We start from the raw sequence: 15,632 nt of genomic DNA, 5'->3' as shown, positions 1-15,632 counted from the left end.
CGGTCGACGGGTATGGCGTAGACCAGTCGATGGTCATGGGCCGGTCAATGACTGGTTAACCTCGTTGAAACTCCTCCCAACTACCTTCCGTGCCACGCCACCAGCGGATTTCCTGTCCGGGGTGCGCAAGATCGCGCACCTTCGCTGTGTGTTACATCTATATCCGTCGCGGTGGCCGCGGCAGCCGGACCCCGCATGGTTCGGAGTGAGAACTGTTGAGGTGGGACGCGTGCAACTGACCCCGCACGAGCAGGAGAGACTGCTCATCCATGTGGCCGCGGACGTGGCCGAGAAGCGAAGGGCGCGGGGATTGCGGCTCAACCACCCCGAGGCCATCGCCCTCATCACCTCGCACATCCTCGAAGGCGCCCGCGACGGCCGCTCGGTCGCCGAGCTCATGTCCTCGGGGCGCGGTGTCCTCACGCGTGACGACGTCATGGAGGGCATCCCCGAGATGATCCACGACGTCCAGGTCGAGGCCACCTTCCCGGACGGTACGAAGCTCGTCACCGTCCACGAGCCGATCGTCTGACGGGAGTTCGCGCCTCATGCATGCCGCAACGCACGGCACGGGCCAGGGAATGGTCCCCGGGGAGATCCTCTTCGCGGACGACCCCATCGCCTACAACGTGGGCCGCGAGGTCACCCGCCTCACCGTCCTCAACGCCGCCGACCGTCCCGTACAGGTCGGCTCCCACTACCACTTCGCCGAGGCCAACCCGGGTCTGGACTTCGACCGCGGCGCCGCGCACGGAAAGCGGCTCAACGTGGCCGCGGGAACCGCCGTGCGCTTCGAGCCCGGAATCCCCGTCGACGTCGAACTCGTCCCGCTGGCCGGCAAGCGCATCGTGCCCGGCCTGCGCGGTGAGACCGGAGGTGCCCTCGATGCCTGAGCTGTCCCGTGCCGCGTACGCCGATCTGTTCGGCCCCACGACCGGCGACCGGATCCGGCTGGCCGACACCGATCTGCTCATCGAGATCGAGGAGGACCGCTCGGGCGGCCCGGGCCGGTCCGGCGACGAGTCGGTGTTCGGCGGCGGCAAGGTCATCCGCGAGTCGATGGGCCAGTCGCGCACCACGCGTGCCGAAGGCGCACCCGACACCGTCATCACCGGCGCGGTCGTCATCGATCACTGGGGAATCGTCAAGGCCGACATCGGCATCCGCGACGGCCGGATCACCGGCGTCGGAAAGTCCGGCAACCCGGACACGATGGACGGCGTCCACCCCGACCTCGTCATCGGGCCGGAGACCGAGGTCATCGCGGGCAACGGCAAGATACTCACCGCGGGCGGCATCGACACCCACATCCACTTCATCTCGCCGACCATCGTCGACGAGGCGCTCGCCTCCGGCGTCACCACCCTCTTCGGCGGCGGCACCGGCCCCGCCGAGGGCAGCAAGGCGACCACCATCACGCCCGGCGCCTGGCACCTGTCCCGGATGTTCGCGGCGCTGGAGTCCAGCCCCGTCAACATCGGCTTCCTCGGCAAGGGCAACACGGTCAACGCCGAGTCGATGCACGCCCAACTGCGCGCCGGCGCCGTCAGCTTCAAGATCCACGAGGACTGGGGGGCCACGCCCGCCAGCATCGACGCCTGCCTCACCGTGTGCGAGGAGACCGGTGCCCAACTGGCTGTACACACCGACACGTTGAACGAGGCGGGCTTCATCGACGCGACGTTCGACGCGGTCGCGGGGCGCACCCTGCACGCCTTCCACGTGGAGGGCGCGGGTGGCGGTCACGCCCCCGACATGATCACGGCGGTATCGCTCCCCAACATGCTGCCGAGCTCCACCAACCCGACCCGGCCGCACACCGTCAACACCGTCGAGGAGCACCTCGACATGCTGATGGTCTGCCACCACCTCAACCCGGCCGTGCCCGAGGACCTCGCCTTCGCGGAGTCCCGCATCCGCCCCTCCACCATCGGGGCGGAGGACATCCTGCACGATCTCGGCGCCATCTCGATCATGTCCTCGGACTCCCAGGCCATGGGCCGCATCGGCGAAGTCATCATGCGTACCTGGCAGACCGCCCACGTCATGAAGCGGCGCAGGGGATTCCTGCCGGGCGACCTCCGCGCCGACAACCGTCGTGCGCGTCGCTATGTCGCCAAGTACACGATCAACGCGGCCGTCGCCCAGGGCATCGACCACGAGCTCGGCTCGGTCGAACCCGGCAAGCTCGCCGACCTGGTGCTGTGGGAGCCGGCGTTCTTCGGCGTCAAGCCGCAGCTGGTCCTCAAGGGCGGCCAGATCGCCTACGCGCAGATGGGCGACGCCAACGCCTCCATCCCGACCCCGCAGCCGGTCCTGCCGCGCCGCATGTACGGGGCGCACGGCAAAGCCCCGAGCCTCAACTCGATCAACTTCGTGACGCAGTCGGCACTGGACGACGGGCTCCCCGAACGCCTCGGCCTGGACAAGCCGTTCGCCGCCATCCGCTCCACCCGGGGCCGCAGCAAGGCCGACATGTACGAGAACGACGCGCTGCCCCGGGTCGAGGTCGCGCCGGACAGCTTCGCCGTCACCATCGACGGCGAACTCGTCGAACCGTCACCGGCCGTCGAACTTCCGCTCGCCCAGCGGTACTTCCTCTTCTGACGGCCCCGCAACGTTCAGGCGACGATTCTCATGTCACGAGCAGCATTCCTCGTCCTGGCCGACGGCCGCTTCCCCGCCGGCGGGCACGCCCACTCCGGCGGGGCCGAGGCGGCCGTCAAGGCGGGCCGGATCACCGGCGCCGCGAGCCTGGAGACGTTCTGCCGGGGTCGGCTGCACACCTCCGGGCTGGTGTCGGCGGCCCTGGCGGCGGCCGCCGCCCTCGGCATCGACCCGGTCACCCTGGACGAGGCCGCGGACGCCCGCACCCCCTCGCCCGCCCTGCGCACGGCCGCGCGCCGGCTCGGCCGCCAGATGATGCGGGCCGCCCGCGCCACCTGGCCCCACCCCGAACTCGACGCGCTGGCACGGCAGTTCCCCAAGGGGGCGCATCAGCCCGTGGTCCTCGGCCTCGCCGCCCGCGCGGCGGGGCTCGGGCCCGACGACGCCGCGTACTGCTCGGCGTACGAGGGGATCAGCGGGCCGGCGACGGCCACCGTGCGGCTGCTCAGCCTCGACCCGTTCGACGCCACGGCCGTCCTGGCCCGGCTCGCCCCGGACCTAGACGACGTGGCTCTGCGGGCGGCCGACGCGGCGAGACGCGCCGCCGACGAGGGCGTCGCGGCCCTGCCCGCGGCGTCGGCGCCGCTCCTGGAGATCAGCGCGGAGGCGCACGCCGGCTGGTCGGTACGGCTCTTCGCCTCCTGACAGCACGCCACGGCGCGCCGAGACACGTCGTGACACTCGACGGCACGTCACGGCGGCTCACGGCACCGCGACGAAGCCGGACGCGCATCCGGCGCGGACCTCTCACCATCCCGGACCACTGGCACTACAGGCATCACTGGCATCACCTGAAGGAGCTGCACCATGCATCTGGACCACTCGCACGACGGTCCCGCCGCCGTCAGCGCCGACGCCCACCGTCCCGACGGCACCCGCCGCGCACTGCGCATCGGGCTCGGCGGCCCGGTCGGCTCCGGAAAGACCGCGACCGTCGCCGCGCTCTGCCGCGAGCTGCGCGACGAGCTCTCCCTCGCCGTCGTCACGAACGACATCTACACCCGCGAGGACGCCGAGTTCCTGCTGCGCGAGGCCGTCCTGCCGCCCGAGCGCATCACCGCCGTGGAGACCGGTGCCTGCCCGCACACCGCCATCCGCGACGACATCTCCGCCAACCTGGAGGCGGTGGAGGACCTGGAGGACGAGGTCGGCCCGCTCGGCCTGATCCTCGTCGAGTCCGGCGGCGACAACCTCACGGCCACCTTCTCCAAGGGCCTCGTCGACGCGCAGATCTTCGTCATCGACGTCGCGGGCGGCGACGACATCCCGCGCAAGGGCGGCCCCGGCGTCTCCACGGCCGACCTGCTGGTCGTCAACAAGACCGACCTCGCCCCGCACGTCGGCTCCGACCTCGCCCGGATGGCCGCCGACGCGAAGGCGCAGCGCGCCGAACTCCCGGTGGCCTTCCAGTCGTTGCGGTCGGCCGAGGGTGTCGGGCCGGTCGCCGCCTGGGTCCGTGCGCAGTACGCGGCGTGGACCGCGTCGGCGTGACGGTGGACCTGGCCCAGCGGGAGGACGCGAGCGCGCGCCCGCAGGCGACCTCGACGGGCACGGGCACCCGCCCGCCGACGGCGTCTGCGGTCACGGGTGCGCCCCGCGTCACCGGTGGCGCGGGCATCCGCGCCACCGCGCGGGTCGAGGCGCGTGCCGACGCCCGCGGCCGCACCTCCCTGCCCGTCCTCGACGGCGAGGGACCGCTCGCCCTGCGCCGCACCCGTTCCACCGGACCGGCGGCGCACGTCACGCTGGTCGGCGCGATGAGCGGCCCCCTCGGCGGCGACCACCTCACCGTGGAGGCGACGGTCCGCCCGGGCGCGGCGCTGCACGTCGGCTCGGCGGCGGCCACCATCGCGCTGCCGGGCCAGCAGGAGGCGACGGCACGGTACGACGTACGACTGACGGTCGACGACGGCGCGGAACTGCGCTGGCTGCCCGAGCAGTTGATCTCGGTGTGCGACAGCGACCTGCGCGTGACCACGCGCGTGGACCTCGCGGCGGGGGCCCGCCTGGTGTTCCGCGAGGAGCAGGTCCTCGGTCGCACCGGCGAGCCCCCGGGCCGCCTCACCAGCCGCCTCACCCTGCACCGCGCCGGCCGCCCGCTCCTGGACCAGGAGCTCTCCTGCGGCCCCGGCGCGCCGGGCGGCTGGGACGGCCCGGCCGTCCTGTCGGGACGCCGTGCCGTCGGCCAACTCCTCGTGGTGCGACCCGAGTTCGAAGACGAGAAGCCTCCCCCCGCGCTCTTGGGGGAGTGGGCGGCGCTCACTCCCCTCGCGGGCGCCGCGGTGTTGGTCACCGCCGTCGCGCCGGACGCGCTGCTCGTCAGGAAGGCCCTGGACGAGGCCCTGCGGCGGCTGGGCTGAACGCAGCCCGCCCGCCCACGGCGCGGGCCGGTCTCGCCGGTGAGGGGATGCGGGCCGCCGGAGAGCGTGCACGTTCCGCTCACCGGGGCATCCCGTTCCGTTTATCGGATTGGTAAAGAACACCCGTCCCATCTGTTCTCGGCCACCTCGCAGGCGCAAGGATCCCTCGTACTGATCGAATCTGCTCGAATCGATGTGCGGGAGGCCTCACTTGAGAAGGACCCCAGGGACCAGACGGACGGCGGTGCTCGGTTCTGCGGGTGCCCTCGTCGCGGCGACGCTCATAGCCGGCGCCGTCGCGGCGCCGACGGCGAACGCCGAGGCCGGTGCGGGCAGCGGCGTCGCGGCCCGTTCCGGCAAGGACCGTGAGGCCCGCGGTGCCGCGCTCGCCGCCCAGCGCGCGGCGAAGGCCGGCATCGACTGGCGGGACTGCCCCGCCGACTGGGGGCTCGAGAAGCCCATCCAGTGCGGCTGGGTCACCGTCCCGCTGGACTACGCCAAGCCCGACGGCAAGAAGATCAAGCTCGCCGTCGACCGTATCGGCAACACCGGTGACAAGAGCGACCGCCAGGGCGCCCTCCTCTACAACCCGGGCGGCCCCGGCGGCTCGGGCCTGCGCTTCCCGCGCCGGGTGACCACCAAGAGCGAGCTCTGGAAGAAGACCGCGAAGGCCTACGACTTCGTGGGCTTCGAGCCGCGCGGCGTCGGCCACTCCGCGCCCGTGTCCTGCGTGGACCCGCAGGAGTTCGTGAAGGCCCCGAAGCCGGACCCGGTCCCCGACAGCGAGGCCGACAAGCGGGCCCAGCGCAAGCTCGCCGCCGCGTACGCGGACGGGTGCCAGGAGCGCAGCGGTCGCCTCCTCCCGCACATGACGACGCCCAACACCGCCCGTGACCTGGACGTCATCCGTGCCGCGCTCGGCGAGAAGAAGCTCAACTACCTCGGTGTCTCCTACGGCACCTACCTGGGCGCCGTCTACAGCACCCTCTTCCCGACCCACATCCGCCGCATGGTCTTCGACTCCGTGGTGGACCCCTCGCGGGACAAGATCTGGTACCAGGTCAACCTCGACCAGGACGTCGCCTTCGAGAAGCGCCTTGCCGACTGGATGAAGTGGGTCGCGAAGAACGACTCCGCCTTCCACCTCGGCACCACCGTGGGCAAGGTCCGCGCCCAGTGGGACGAGCTGCGCGCCACCGCGAAGAGGCAGCCCCTGGACGGGGTGGTCGGTCCGGCCGAACTCATCGCGTACTTCCAGAGCGCGCCGTACTACGACTCCTCCTGGGTCGAGATCGCCACGAACTGGAGCAAGTACGTCGCCGGGGACCCCAAGCCCCTCATCGCGGCGGCCAGCCCCGACCTGAGCGACAAGGCCGGCAACGCCGCCTCGGAGAACAGCAACGCCGTCTACACGGCCGTCGAGTGCGCGGACGCCAAGTGGCCGCGCAGCTGGCAGAAGTGGGACCGCGACAACTCCCGCATCCACCGGACGAGCCCCTTCATGACCTGGGCCAACGCCTGGATGAACCTGCCCTGCGCGACCTGGTCGAGCAAGCAGCAGACCCCGCTGGAGGTCCGCAGCCACAAGGGTCTGCCGAAGACGCTGATCGTGCAGTCCACGCGTGACGCGGCCACCCCGTACACGGGCGCCGTCGAACTGCACAAGCGGCTCAAGGGCTCCCGCATGATCACGGAGAAGGGAGCCGGTTCCCACGGGGTCACCGGACTCGTCAACCCGTGCGTCAACAACCGTGTCGACACCTACCTGTTGACCGGCACGTCGGACGCCTCGGACGTGACCTGCGGCCCGCACGCCACACCGAAGCCGTAGCGGCCGCAAGGAACTGACGCCGAACCGGCCGTCATCGGGTGCTTTAACCCGGTGGCGGCCGGTTCGGTGTACGGCCTCAGGCCTTGCGGCCCCTCAGCCAGGTGTCCTCCGCCGCGTAGTCGAAGAGGTCGGTCGACGGGTCGTAGGCCGCGGCCATCGCCGGGAACGCCTCGCGCCAGTCCCGGCCCGCCAGCCGCCGGGTGATCCAGGAGACGGTCTCTTCCAGCGCCTCGTCGTACGTCGTCACCGCGCGGTAGCCGAGTTCGCGCTCCGCGGCGGACATGTCGTAGACGACCGGATGCGCCGTGGACCACGGCGTGACGCCGACGTTTTGGTGGGGCGCCGCGCCGGGCACGGTCACCGTCTCGCTCCGGAAGCCCATCACGGCGTCCACGGCCGCGCCGATCTCGGCGACCGTGGGCGCGTGGGGATCGCCCGCGTTGATCACCCGGGCGCCGGGCTTCGCGGCGGCGAGCCGTACCAGCTCCGCGATGTTGTGCACGCTCACCGGGTGGAAGCGGCTGAGTCCGCCGTACGAGAGCACACGTGTACGTCGGCCGTCCAGATTCCGCTTCACGAAGTACAGCTCGCGCGGCGCACGGCAGTGCGGCCCGTGGATCGCCCCGGCCCGCACCATCGTCACCGGCAGCCGGTCACCGAGCGCGAGCAGTTCACGCTCCAGTTCGGCCTTGCGGGTGCTGTAGCTGCCGTCGCCCGGCGCCACCGTGCGCTGCGTCTCCGGAATCGGCACGGGAAGGCGGGGGAAGCCGTCCGTCTCGTCCTGGGTATCGAAATTGCGGCCCTGCTCGTCCTCGTACACCGTCCCGCTGGAGAGCACCACAGCCGACCCGATCCGGTCGGCGAGGCGGGCGTACTGCCGGGCGTGCGCCGCGGTGAACGCCACCGTGTCGACCACCAGATCCACGCCGTCGCCGAGCACGTCGGCGAGCGCCGCGTCATCCTCGCGATCGAGACGCACGACCCGCACGTCCTCGGGCCACCCTTCGTCACGCCCCGCTCCCCGGGACGCCGCCGTCACCGCCCAGCCGTCCTGGGCCAGTGCCCCGACCGTCACGCGCCCGGTCTGTCCCGTCGCTCCGATCACCATCGCGTTCTTCATGATCGGACCGTACGTCCTGTGGGGCGCTCCACGGGACGGCATCTGCTCTCAGCAGAGACGGGCCCCGGCCCTGGCCGGACCGCACCCCGGCGGTTGCACCGGCGCCAGGGGCAGGGGGGCAAGCCCGTCAGCTCAGCGGCATCCGTGGGAACTTCCGCGGCTCCCTGACGCCCGCCGCGGCGCGTTCCGCCTCCTCCGCCTTCACCACCGCCGCGTACTTGTCCACGTACTCCTGTCCGGAGAGCCCGAGGATCGCGTACATGATCTCGTCGGTGACGGCCCGCAGCACCGCCTTCTCGCCGTCCATACCGACGTAACGGGAGAAGTCGAGGGGCTCGCCGAAGCGGATCGTCACGCGCTTCAGTTTCGGGACCTTCCGGCCGGGCGGCTGGGCCTCGAACGTGCCGATCATGGCGCACGGGACCACCGGCACCTGCGCCTTGAGCGCCATCGCCGCGACGCCGACCTTGCCCTTGTACAACCGCCCGTCGTGCGAGCGGGTGCCCTCCGGATAGATGCCGAGGAGCTCGCCCTTGCGCAGTACGCCGAGCCCCTCACGGATGGCGGCCTGGCCCGCCTCCCTGCCGGAGCGGTCCACCGGGATCTGTCCGGCGCTGCGGAAGAACGCGGCGATCAGCCGGCCCTTGATGCCGGGCCCCGTGAAGTACTCGGCCTTAGCGAGGAAGGTGATCCGGCGCTTGATGATCGCCGGCATCAGGAAGTGGTCGGAGAACGACAGATGGTTGCCAGCGACGATCGCCGCGCCGTTGTCGGGCACATGCTCCAGTCCCTCGATCCTCGGCCGGAACATCACCCGGAGCAGTGGGCCGAGGATCACGTGCTTGAGCAGTAGGTAGAACATGGCGGCAGCCTTCCCCCTCGACCCGGTGCCGACGCACAGTAGCCAATCGACGGCGCGGATGCGAGAGCCCGTTCGGGCCCTTGCGTGCGGCCGCGCGGGGGACCGACCGGCGCGGCGGCTGGGTCGGCGGCCCGTACGGGGAGTGCCCTGGCCTCTGCCCGGCGTTCCCGCCACCACGGAACGTCACCGAACCCCCTTCCGGAGGTCAGCATGAGCCCGGCCCTCATGAACCCGGTCCCCACGAGCGCCCGCTCCACCCGTGTCGGCACGCGCCGCACGCGCCCGCTCGCTCTCGCGGCCGTCACCCTCATCGCGCTCGCCGCGGCCGTCCCCGCCCAGGCGGCGGACGCCGCTCCCGCCCCGAACCGCGGGCTCTTCCTCACCCTCTCGGGCGACGGGAACACCTGGGTCCGTGGGGTGCTGCTGCAGTGCGAGCCGAAGCCGTCAGGGCACCATCCCGCGGCGGCCGAGGCCTGTGCGGAGATCGGCGACGCGGCCGGCGACCTCGAGGCCCTCCGGGCGGCCCCGCGGGTGTGCACGAAGGAGTTCGAGCCGGTCACCGCGACCGCCACCGGCACGTTCCGGGGCCGGGACGTCAGCTGGCACAAGACCTACCCGAACGCCTGCGTCATGGAGAGCGACACCGGTCACGTCTTCCGCTTCTGACGGGTTCTGACGAGTTCTGCCGGGCCGTCTGGGCCCAGGCGGGGTCGCCCGGGCCTCAGGGCGTCCCGCGGGACAGGACCATCGCCAGCGTGATCAGCCCGACCACCACCCAGCCGAACCAGAGCCAGCCGTTGCTTCCGAGGGCCACCGTGTAGGCCGTCACCATGACCAGCCCTCCGATGGTGAACCCACCCATGGTCTGCGTGGAACTGGGCATCGCTCAGCCTCCTCCCGGCGGTCTGCGGCGCCCGTGCGCCGAGACCTCGGTCCTCAGGCCATCGTCACCCCGAAGGACCCTTCGGCGCTAGCGTCCGCGAGAGGCCAGTGAGGCCAGGTAGGCGTTGTACGCCTCCAGCTCCTTGTCACCGTCGCGGTCCGCGGCACGGTCCTTGCGCCGCGCCTCGCGGTCCTCGGACTTGCGCCACTGGAAGAGCAGGGCGACCAGGACCACCACGGACGGGATCTCGCTGAAGGCCCAGGCGATGCCGCCCGCGGCCTCCTGGTCGGCGAGCGCGTCGATGCCCAGCGAGGCGGGCGGGTGCATGTAGGTGCCGATCATCGGCTGGGTGGCCATCATCAGCGCGATGCCGAAGAACGCGTGGAACGGCATGCCGGCGAAGAGCTCCAGCATGCGCATCACGTAGCCGGGGCGGTGCGGGCCCGGGTCGACGCCCATGATCGGCCAGAAGAAGACCAGGCCGACGGCGAGGAAGTGCACCATCATCGCGATGTGGCCCGCCCTGGAGCCCATCAGGGTGTCGAAGAGCGGTGTGAAGTACAGCGCGTACAGGCTCGCGATGAAGAGCGGGATGGTGAACGCGGGGTGCGTGATGATCTTGATGTACCGGCTGTGCAGCAGCCACAGCAGCCACTCGCGCGGGCCCTTGCTGCCGCGCGCCGCCACCGGCAGGGCCCGCAGCGCCAAGGTGATCGGTGCGCCGAGCAGCAGCAGGATCGGCGAGAGCATGCTGATCACCATGTGCTGGGACATGTGCACGCTGAACATGACCATGCCGTAGTCGTTGAGCTTGGTGCACATCACGAGCAGCACCGTGAGGATGCCGCTCACGAACGCGATCGTGCGGCCGACCGGCCACTTGTCGCCGCGCCGCACGAGCCGGGCCACGCCCCACCCGTACAGGGCGAGGGCCACCAGGCAGCCGATGAGGAAGAAGGGGTCGGCCGACAGTTCCAGGCCTCGCCCCAGCGTGAACGGCGGCAGATCCATGTTCATGCCGTGCCCGCTGTGATCCATCCAGTGGCTCCTGATTCGTGCGGATTGTGCGACGTGTGACGGCACCAGAGTAGAACTGCCCCCGGCCGCTGACACGACCGGGGGCGAGTAAGACGACGGGGCCGGACCTAGAGCACGCACTCCGCTTCCGCGTACCGCTCGTCGGGCACGGTCTTCAGGGTCTCGACGGCCTCCGCCAGCGACACCATCGTGATGTCCGTGCCGCGCAGCGCCGTCATCCTGCCGAACTCGCCGCGGTGCACGGCCTCCACGGCGTGCCAGCCGAAGCGGGTGGCGAGGACGCGGTCGTACGCGGTGGGGGTGCCGCCGCGCTGGACGTGGCCGAGGATCACCGGCCGCGCCTCCTTGCCCAGGCGCTGTTCCAGTTCGAGGGAGAGCTGGCGGGCGATGCCGGCGAACCGCTCGTGGCCGTAGACGTCCTTGCCGCCCTCGTCGAACTCCATGGAGCCGGCGCGGGGCTTCGCGCCCTCGGCGGCGACGACGATCGCGAACTTCTTGCCGGCGGAGAAGCGTTCGCCGACCTTCGCCGCCAGCTCCTCGATGTCGAAGGGGCGCTCCGGGACGACGATGGCGTGCGCGCCGGCGGCCATGCCCGAGTGCAGGGCGATCCAGCCGGTGTGCCGCCCCATGACCTCGACGATGAGGACGCGCTGGTGGGACTCGGCGGTCGTCTTCAGCCGGTCGAGCGCCTCGGTCGCCACGCCCACGGCGGTGTCGAAGCCGAAGGTGACGTCGGTGACGGCGATGTCGTTGTCGATCGTCTTGGGCACGCCGACGATGGGAAGACCCGCGTCGGAGAGCAGCCGGGCCGCCTTGAGGGTGCCCTCACCGCCGATCGGGATGATCGCGTCGAGGCCGAGGTCGGCGACGTGGCCCTTGGCGCGCTCCACGCCGTCCCGCAGATGGGCGGGCTGCACGCGCGAGGAGCCGAGAATCGTTCCGCCGCGGGCGAGGATGCCGCCCACCGCGTCGAGGTCCAGCTTGCGGTAGTCGCACTCCAGGAGGCCTTTCCAGCCGTCGTGGAAGCCGATGACCTCGTCGCCGTGGTCCGCCACCGCGCGGTGCACGACGGAACGGATGACGGCGTTCAGGCCGGGGCAGTCGCCGCCGGAGGTCAGGACACCAATGCGCATGGCCCGGAATACCTTTGCAACGTGGGTCGATGACCGGACCACGTCGTCCGGCTGGATCCCCGCCACCCTATAGGCGCCGGGGGGCGGGGCGGCATCGGGCGTCCGAGGGCTGGACTGCCCCGCTCACATGTGCGGGCGGGGCGTCAAGCGGGCTCTCCTCCCGCGTGTCGCGCGGGTTGTTCTTCCGGGGTCAGGCGGGCTGCTGGGCGGCCGCGATGCGCTCGTTGCGCAGCGCCTCGTACCAGCGGTCGTCCGTGGGCGGCAGCGCGTTCACGTCGAGGGCCAGCTTCAGGAGCAGGTCCGCGATGAGCGGGTTGCGGGCGAGGACGGGACCGTGCATGTACGTACCGAAGACGGTGCCGTTGTACGCGCCCTCGGTGCCGTCGCCCGTGCCGTTGCCCCGGCCGAGCGTGACGCGGGCGAAGGGACGCGCGGACGGGCCGATGTGCGTGATGCCCTGGTGGTTCTCGAAACCGGTCAGCGGAGGCAGGCCCAGCTGCGGGTCGATGTCGCCGAGGACGTCGCCGACGCACCGGTCGCCCTCGCCGCGGGTGGAGACCACGTCGAGCAGGCCGAGACCCGGCTCGCGCTGGCCGAGGTCGTTGATGAACTCGTTGCCGAGGATCTGGTAGCCGGCGCAGACGGAGAAGACGATCGCGCCGTTGCCCACCGCCCGCTGCAGGCCGCCGTCGCGGCGCAGCCGCTCGGCCGCGAGGCGCTGGGGGCGGTCCTCGCCGCCGCCGATCAGGTAGATGTCGCCGGAGGTGGGCACCGGCTGGTCGCTGCGCACGTCGTAGCGCTCGACCTGGAGGCCGCGCTGGTGGGCGCGGCGCTCCACGACCAGGGCGTTGCCCTGGTCTCCGTACGTGCTCAGCAGGTCGGGGTAGACCCACACCAGCCGCAGGCTGTTGTCGCTCATGCTCATTCGTCCCTACGAAATTCTTGAGGGGCCGGTAAAGGGGGCCGGTGGGTCAGTTGCCGACGCGACGGCGCAGGTCCTGGAACGCGGTGTAGTTGGCGATGGTCTCGATGCGTCCGGGCGGGGCGAGCTGCACCGCCTCGTCGAGGCTCTCGCAGACCCGGAAGTCCAGGTTCGCGACCTCCAGGCGCACGGCGAGGTCCAGCTTGCGGTCGCCGAGCACGAAGATCGGGTGACCGGCGAGGCGCGTGTAGTCGACGTCCCACAGCCAGGAGGTGTCGGTGCCGTCGGCGCCGCGCGCGTTCACCGAGAGGATCACCGGGGTCGGCGGCGGGTCGATCAGCGAAAACGTTTCGAGCCAGCCCGCGGGGTTCTTCGCGAGCAGCAGGCGCAGGTCGCGGCCCTGGAACTGCACGACGTCGTAGCGGCCGGCGACGGCCTGCACCTGGTACATGCGCTCCAGGGCGACCTGCGGCGGCACGCCGAACACGGCGGCGACGGCCGCCGAGGAGGCGGCGTTGGCCTTGTTCGCCCGGCCCGGCAGCTGCAGATGGATCGGCCAGGCCGAGCCGTGCGGGTCCAGGACGTGGTCGCCGGAGAGCACCCAGCTGGGCGCGGGGCGGCGGAAACCGCACTCGCCGCAGAACCAGTCGTCCCCGGGGCGCTGCATGACGCCACCACAGGAGGGGCACGACCAGGCGTCGTCCTTCCACTCCTGGCCGGCCGCCACCCACACCACGTTCGGCGACGAGGAGGCCGCCCAGACGACCAGCGGGTCGTCGGCGTTGGCGATGACCACGGCCTTGGAACCGGCGAGGCCCTCGCGCCAGTGCTCGGCGAGCATGCGGGTCTCCGCGGCGCGGTCGAGCTGGTCGCGCGAGAGGTTCAGCAGCGCGATCGCCTTGGGGTCGACGTCACGGGCGACGCCCGCGAGGTACTTCTCGTCGACCTCGATCACGCCGAACCGCGCGTCCGAACCGCCCGCGAGGGCGGAGGTGATTCCGGCGGGCATGTTGGCGCCCAGCGCGTTCGACACCACCGGGCCGCTGGCGCGCAGCGCCTCGGCGATCAGTCGCGTGGTGGTCGTCTTGCCGTTGGTGGCCGACACGAGGACCACGTCCAGGTGTGTGGCGAGCCGTCCGAGCAGTTCGGGGTCGAGCCTGAGCGCGACCTTGCCGCCGATCACCGATCCGCTGCCGCGGCCTGCCGCGCGTGACACCGCCGCGGCCGCCTTGCCCGCCGTCACGGCCAGCTTGGCCCGCGGCGACAGCGGGTCCGTGTTGCCTGACATCTGTCGAGATCCTCCTTGCGTACGGCGCCGCGCCTGCCCCCGGCATCGATTCGCTGCTCAGCCTATCGAGATCCACTGGCAAGCCCGAATCACGGCACCACCTCGGCACCTCGCCGGTGCCGCTCCTACCCACGGACCGTACTCTTGCCGCCATGCGACACGGCACGATCCCGGGCGCCTCGGGGCGCGTACGACCTCTGACCCTGCTCGGTGACCCCGTGCTGCACGCGCCCTGTGCGGAGGTCACCGACTTCGGTCCCGAACTGGCGCGGCTCGTCGAGGACATGTTCGCCACGATGTACGCCGCCCGGGGGGTGGGGCTCGCCGCGAACCAGATCGGCGTGGGCCTGCGGGTCTTCGTGTACGACTGCCCGGACGACGAGGACGTCCGCCATCTCGGGCACGTGGTGAACGCCCGGCTCGTGGAGGCGGACGGTGTGACGGTGCGCGGCCCGGAGGGCTGTCTCTCGCTGCCCGGTCTGGAGGCCGGCACACCGCGTTTCGACCACGCCGTGGTCGAGGGGGTCGACCTGCACGGGGAGCCCGTACGGGTGCACGGCACGGGCTGGTTCGCGCGCTGTCTTCAGCACGAGTGCGACCACTTGGACGGCGGTGTCTACACCGACCACGTCACGGGCTGGCGGCGCCGCAGGGTGCTGCGGGCCGCCGCCAAGGCCTCCTGGAACTCCTGACGCCGGCCTCCCGGGCCGGGCCCGGCGCCCGCTCCCGGACGTCAGAAGCCGGGGCCGCCGACGCGGTTGCCGGCCGCGGCGAGCCGGCCCCACAGCAGGTCGGCGAGGCTGCGCACCAACTGGGCGCGCGGGCACGGCCGTTCGCCGAGCCACCAGTCGCCGGCCGCGTGCATCATGCCGACGATGCCGTGTCCCCACACCCGGGCGAGCTCGGCGCTCTCCGGGCCGAGGTCGACGCGCTCCTCGATGACTTCGGCGAGCTCCTCGCCGAGCCGGCGCAGCAGCGGGGCGGAGTGCAGTCCGACGTCGAAGCCCTGCTCGCCGGGGGAGGGGGCCTCCGACGGATGCATCAGGAAGCGGTAGACCTGGGGACGGGCCTCGATGGCCGCGAGGTAGGTGTCGAGGGTGGCCTCGACGCGTTCCCTGCGCTCGGCGGGTGCGTCGAGCGCGGCGCGCAGGGCTTCGAGGAGGGCGTCCGTGTGCCGTTTGGCGAGCGCCGCGTACAGGCCGCCCTTGTCGCCGAAGTGGCGGTAGAGGATCGGCTTGGTGATGCCCGCCTCGGCGGCGATGGCGTTCATCGAGGCGCCGGGGCCGTCGCGGAGCACCACCCGGTCGGCGGCCTCGAGCAGCTCGCGCCGTCGGTGCTCCGCGGACCGCTGCTGTTCGGTCCGCTGCGTGGTCTCCATCGTTTCTCCCCGCCCGTGCTGAATCGGTGACGCACGCGCAACGTAACACCCGCCGGCGGGTGCCCATCGAACGGGCTGCCGGGAGTTGACATGGACTACTGGCCGGTAACACACTGCGGTTACCGCAAGTAACGTCGCAGCTGATCGCAG

17 protein-coding genes are annotated in these 15,632 nt (G+C 71.6%); 9 read left to right on the top strand and 8 right to left on the bottom strand.

The window, feature by feature from the left end:
- Positions 1 to 229 precede the first annotated feature (229 nt).
- From ACZ6B8_RS17325 to ACZ6B8_RS17295, 7 genes are all read left to right on the top strand, one after another.
- Positions 230 to 532, top strand: a complete 303-nt coding sequence (locus ACZ6B8_RS17325; protein WP_355806842.1) for an urease subunit gamma — start codon at positions 230 to 232, stop codon at positions 530 to 532.
- A 49-nt stretch (positions 533 to 581) separates the two neighbouring features.
- On the top strand, positions 582 to 893 hold the full coding sequence (locus ACZ6B8_RS17320) for an urease subunit beta (protein WP_471607922.1): 312 nt from the start codon (positions 582 to 584) through the stop codon (positions 891 to 893).
- On the top strand, positions 886 to 2,607 hold the full coding sequence (locus ACZ6B8_RS17315; protein WP_471083397.1) for an urease subunit alpha: 1,722 nt from the start codon (positions 886 to 888) through the stop codon (positions 2,605 to 2,607). The genes ACZ6B8_RS17320 and ACZ6B8_RS17315 overlap by 8 nt, the downstream gene beginning before the upstream one ends.
- Positions 2,608 to 2,637: 30 nt before the next feature.
- Complete coding sequence (locus ACZ6B8_RS17310) at positions 2,638 to 3,312, top strand: urease accessory protein UreF (RefSeq protein ID WP_471607717.1); 675 nt, start codon at positions 2,638 to 2,640, stop codon at positions 3,310 to 3,312.
- A gap of 162 nt (positions 3,313 to 3,474) precedes the next feature.
- A complete protein-coding gene (ureG, locus tag ACZ6B8_RS17305; protein ID WP_471607716.1) occupies positions 3,475 to 4,158 on the top strand; it encodes an urease accessory protein UreG in 684 nt (227 codons plus the stop codon).
- A gap of 125 nt (positions 4,159 to 4,283) precedes the next feature.
- The gene (locus ACZ6B8_RS17300; protein ID WP_471607921.1) at positions 4,284 to 5,027 is read left to right on the top strand and encodes an urease accessory protein UreD; all 744 of its coding nucleotides are present in this window, start codon (positions 4,284 to 4,286) and stop codon (positions 5,025 to 5,027) included.
- Between the two features lie 193 nt (positions 5,028 to 5,220).
- Entirely contained in the window at positions 5,221 to 6,858 is a 1,638-nt protein-coding gene (locus ACZ6B8_RS17295) for an alpha/beta hydrolase (protein ID WP_471083405.1), read from the top strand.
- 76 nt (positions 6,859 to 6,934) lie between these two features.
- Here the strand turns inward: ACZ6B8_RS17295 and ACZ6B8_RS17290 are convergent, their stop codons facing one another.
- Positions 6,935 to 7,966 (bottom strand): NAD-dependent epimerase/dehydratase family protein, encoded by a 1,032-nt coding sequence (locus ACZ6B8_RS17290; protein WP_471607920.1) that lies wholly within the window; start codon positions 7,964 to 7,966, stop codon positions 6,935 to 6,937.
- 139 nt (positions 7,967 to 8,105) lie between these two features.
- Positions 8,106 to 8,840, bottom strand: a complete 735-nt coding sequence (locus tag ACZ6B8_RS17285) for a lysophospholipid acyltransferase family protein (protein WP_471607715.1) — start codon at positions 8,838 to 8,840, stop codon at positions 8,106 to 8,108.
- A gap of 210 nt (positions 8,841 to 9,050) precedes the next feature.
- On the opposite strand from ACZ6B8_RS17285, the gene ACZ6B8_RS17280 reads away from it, so the two are divergent.
- The gene (locus ACZ6B8_RS17280; protein WP_471607714.1) at positions 9,051 to 9,506 is read left to right on the top strand and encodes an SSI family serine proteinase inhibitor; all 456 of its coding nucleotides are present in this window, start codon (positions 9,051 to 9,053) and stop codon (positions 9,504 to 9,506) included.
- Between the two features lie 55 nt (positions 9,507 to 9,561).
- Here ACZ6B8_RS17280 and ACZ6B8_RS17275 read toward each other — a convergent pair whose 3' ends face one another.
- The 5 genes from ACZ6B8_RS17275 to ACZ6B8_RS17255 all read right to left on the bottom strand — a co-directional run bounded on the left by ACZ6B8_RS17275 (position 9,562) and on the right by ACZ6B8_RS17255 (position 14,104).
- Positions 9,562 to 9,723, bottom strand: coding sequence for a hypothetical protein (locus ACZ6B8_RS17275; protein WP_471083414.1), 162 nt, complete (start codon positions 9,721 to 9,723; stop codon positions 9,562 to 9,564).
- A gap of 87 nt (positions 9,724 to 9,810) precedes the next feature.
- On the bottom strand, positions 9,811 to 10,761 hold the full coding sequence (locus tag ACZ6B8_RS17270) for a cytochrome c oxidase assembly protein (RefSeq protein WP_471607713.1): 951 nt from the start codon (positions 10,759 to 10,761) through the stop codon (positions 9,811 to 9,813).
- Positions 10,762 to 10,868: 107 nt separating this feature from the next.
- Positions 10,869 to 11,894 carry a 6-phosphofructokinase gene (locus ACZ6B8_RS17265; RefSeq protein WP_471083420.1) on the bottom strand — a complete coding sequence of 342 codons (1,026 nt, stop codon included), beginning with the start codon at positions 11,892 to 11,894 and terminating at the stop codon, positions 10,869 to 10,871.
- 190 nt (positions 11,895 to 12,084) lie between these two features.
- Positions 12,085 to 12,813, bottom strand: a complete 729-nt coding sequence (locus tag ACZ6B8_RS17260) for a type 1 glutamine amidotransferase (RefSeq protein WP_355806914.1) — start codon at positions 12,811 to 12,813, stop codon at positions 12,085 to 12,087.
- A 52-nt stretch (positions 12,814 to 12,865) separates the two neighbouring features.
- Positions 12,866 to 14,104: a MurT ligase domain-containing protein gene (locus tag ACZ6B8_RS17255; RefSeq protein ID WP_355806916.1), complete on the bottom strand. Its 1,239-nt coding sequence runs from the start codon at positions 14,102 to 14,104 to the stop codon at positions 12,866 to 12,868.
- A gap of 152 nt (positions 14,105 to 14,256) precedes the next feature.
- Between ACZ6B8_RS17255 and def the strand changes: the two genes are divergently transcribed.
- Positions 14,257 to 14,796, top strand: a complete 540-nt coding sequence (def, locus tag ACZ6B8_RS17250; RefSeq protein ID WP_471083425.1) for a peptide deformylase — start codon at positions 14,257 to 14,259, stop codon at positions 14,794 to 14,796.
- A 41-nt stretch (positions 14,797 to 14,837) separates the two neighbouring features.
- Here the strand turns inward: def and ACZ6B8_RS17245 are convergent, their stop codons facing one another.
- Positions 14,838 to 15,482: a TetR/AcrR family transcriptional regulator gene (locus ACZ6B8_RS17245; RefSeq protein WP_471083428.1), complete on the bottom strand. Its 645-nt coding sequence runs from the start codon at positions 15,480 to 15,482 to the stop codon at positions 14,838 to 14,840.
- Between the last annotated feature and the right edge of the window lie 150 nt (positions 15,483 to 15,632).

Source organism: Streptomyces sp. NPDC041122, from assembly GCF_055592445.1.
Note: the sequence above shows the minus strand (reverse complement) of the source record. Positions and strands in the feature narration are given on the sequence as shown.

Bases quoted from the DNA above. Each gene is read 5' to 3' on its own strand.
- ACZ6B8_RS17320 (WP_471607922.1), top strand. From the start codon at position 582: ATGGTCCCCGGGGAGATCCTCTTCGCGGACGACCCCATCGCCTACAAC.
- ACZ6B8_RS17315 (WP_471083397.1), top strand. From the start codon at position 886: ATGCCTGAGCTGTCCCGTGCCGCGTACGCCGATCTGTTCGGCCCCACG.
- ACZ6B8_RS17310 (WP_471607717.1), top strand. From the start codon at position 2,638: ATGTCACGAGCAGCATTCCTCGTCCTGGCCGACGGCCGCTTCCCCGCC.
- ureG (WP_471607716.1), top strand. From the start codon at position 3,475: ATGCATCTGGACCACTCGCACGACGGTCCCGCCGCCGTCAGCGCCGAC.
- ACZ6B8_RS17295 (WP_471083405.1), top strand. From the start codon at position 5,221: ATGTGCGGGAGGCCTCACTTGAGAAGGACCCCAGGGACCAGACGGACG.
- ACZ6B8_RS17290 (WP_471607920.1), bottom strand. From the start codon at position 7,966: ATGGTGATCGGAGCGACGGGACAGACCGGGCGCGTGACGGTCGGGGCA.
- ACZ6B8_RS17285 (WP_471607715.1), bottom strand. From the start codon at position 8,840: ATGTTCTACCTACTGCTCAAGCACGTGATCCTCGGCCCACTGCTCCGG.
- ACZ6B8_RS17280 (WP_471607714.1), top strand. From the start codon at position 9,051: ATGAGCCCGGCCCTCATGAACCCGGTCCCCACGAGCGCCCGCTCCACC.
- ACZ6B8_RS17275 (WP_471083414.1), bottom strand. From the start codon at position 9,723: ATGCCCAGTTCCACGCAGACCATGGGTGGGTTCACCATCGGAGGGCTG.
- ACZ6B8_RS17270 (WP_471607713.1), bottom strand. From the start codon at position 10,761: ATGGATCACAGCGGGCACGGCATGAACATGGATCTGCCGCCGTTCACG.
- ACZ6B8_RS17265 (WP_471083420.1), bottom strand. From the start codon at position 11,894: ATGCGCATTGGTGTCCTGACCTCCGGCGGCGACTGCCCCGGCCTGAAC.
- ACZ6B8_RS17260 (WP_355806914.1), bottom strand. From the start codon at position 12,813: ATGAGCGACAACAGCCTGCGGCTGGTGTGGGTCTACCCCGACCTGCTG.
- ACZ6B8_RS17255 (WP_355806916.1), bottom strand. From the start codon at position 14,104: ATGTCAGGCAACACGGACCCGCTGTCGCCGCGGGCCAAGCTGGCCGTG.
- def (WP_471083425.1), top strand. From the start codon at position 14,257: ATGCGACACGGCACGATCCCGGGCGCCTCGGGGCGCGTACGACCTCTG.
- ACZ6B8_RS17245 (WP_471083428.1), bottom strand. From the start codon at position 15,482: ATGGAGACCACGCAGCGGACCGAACAGCAGCGGTCCGCGGAGCACCGA.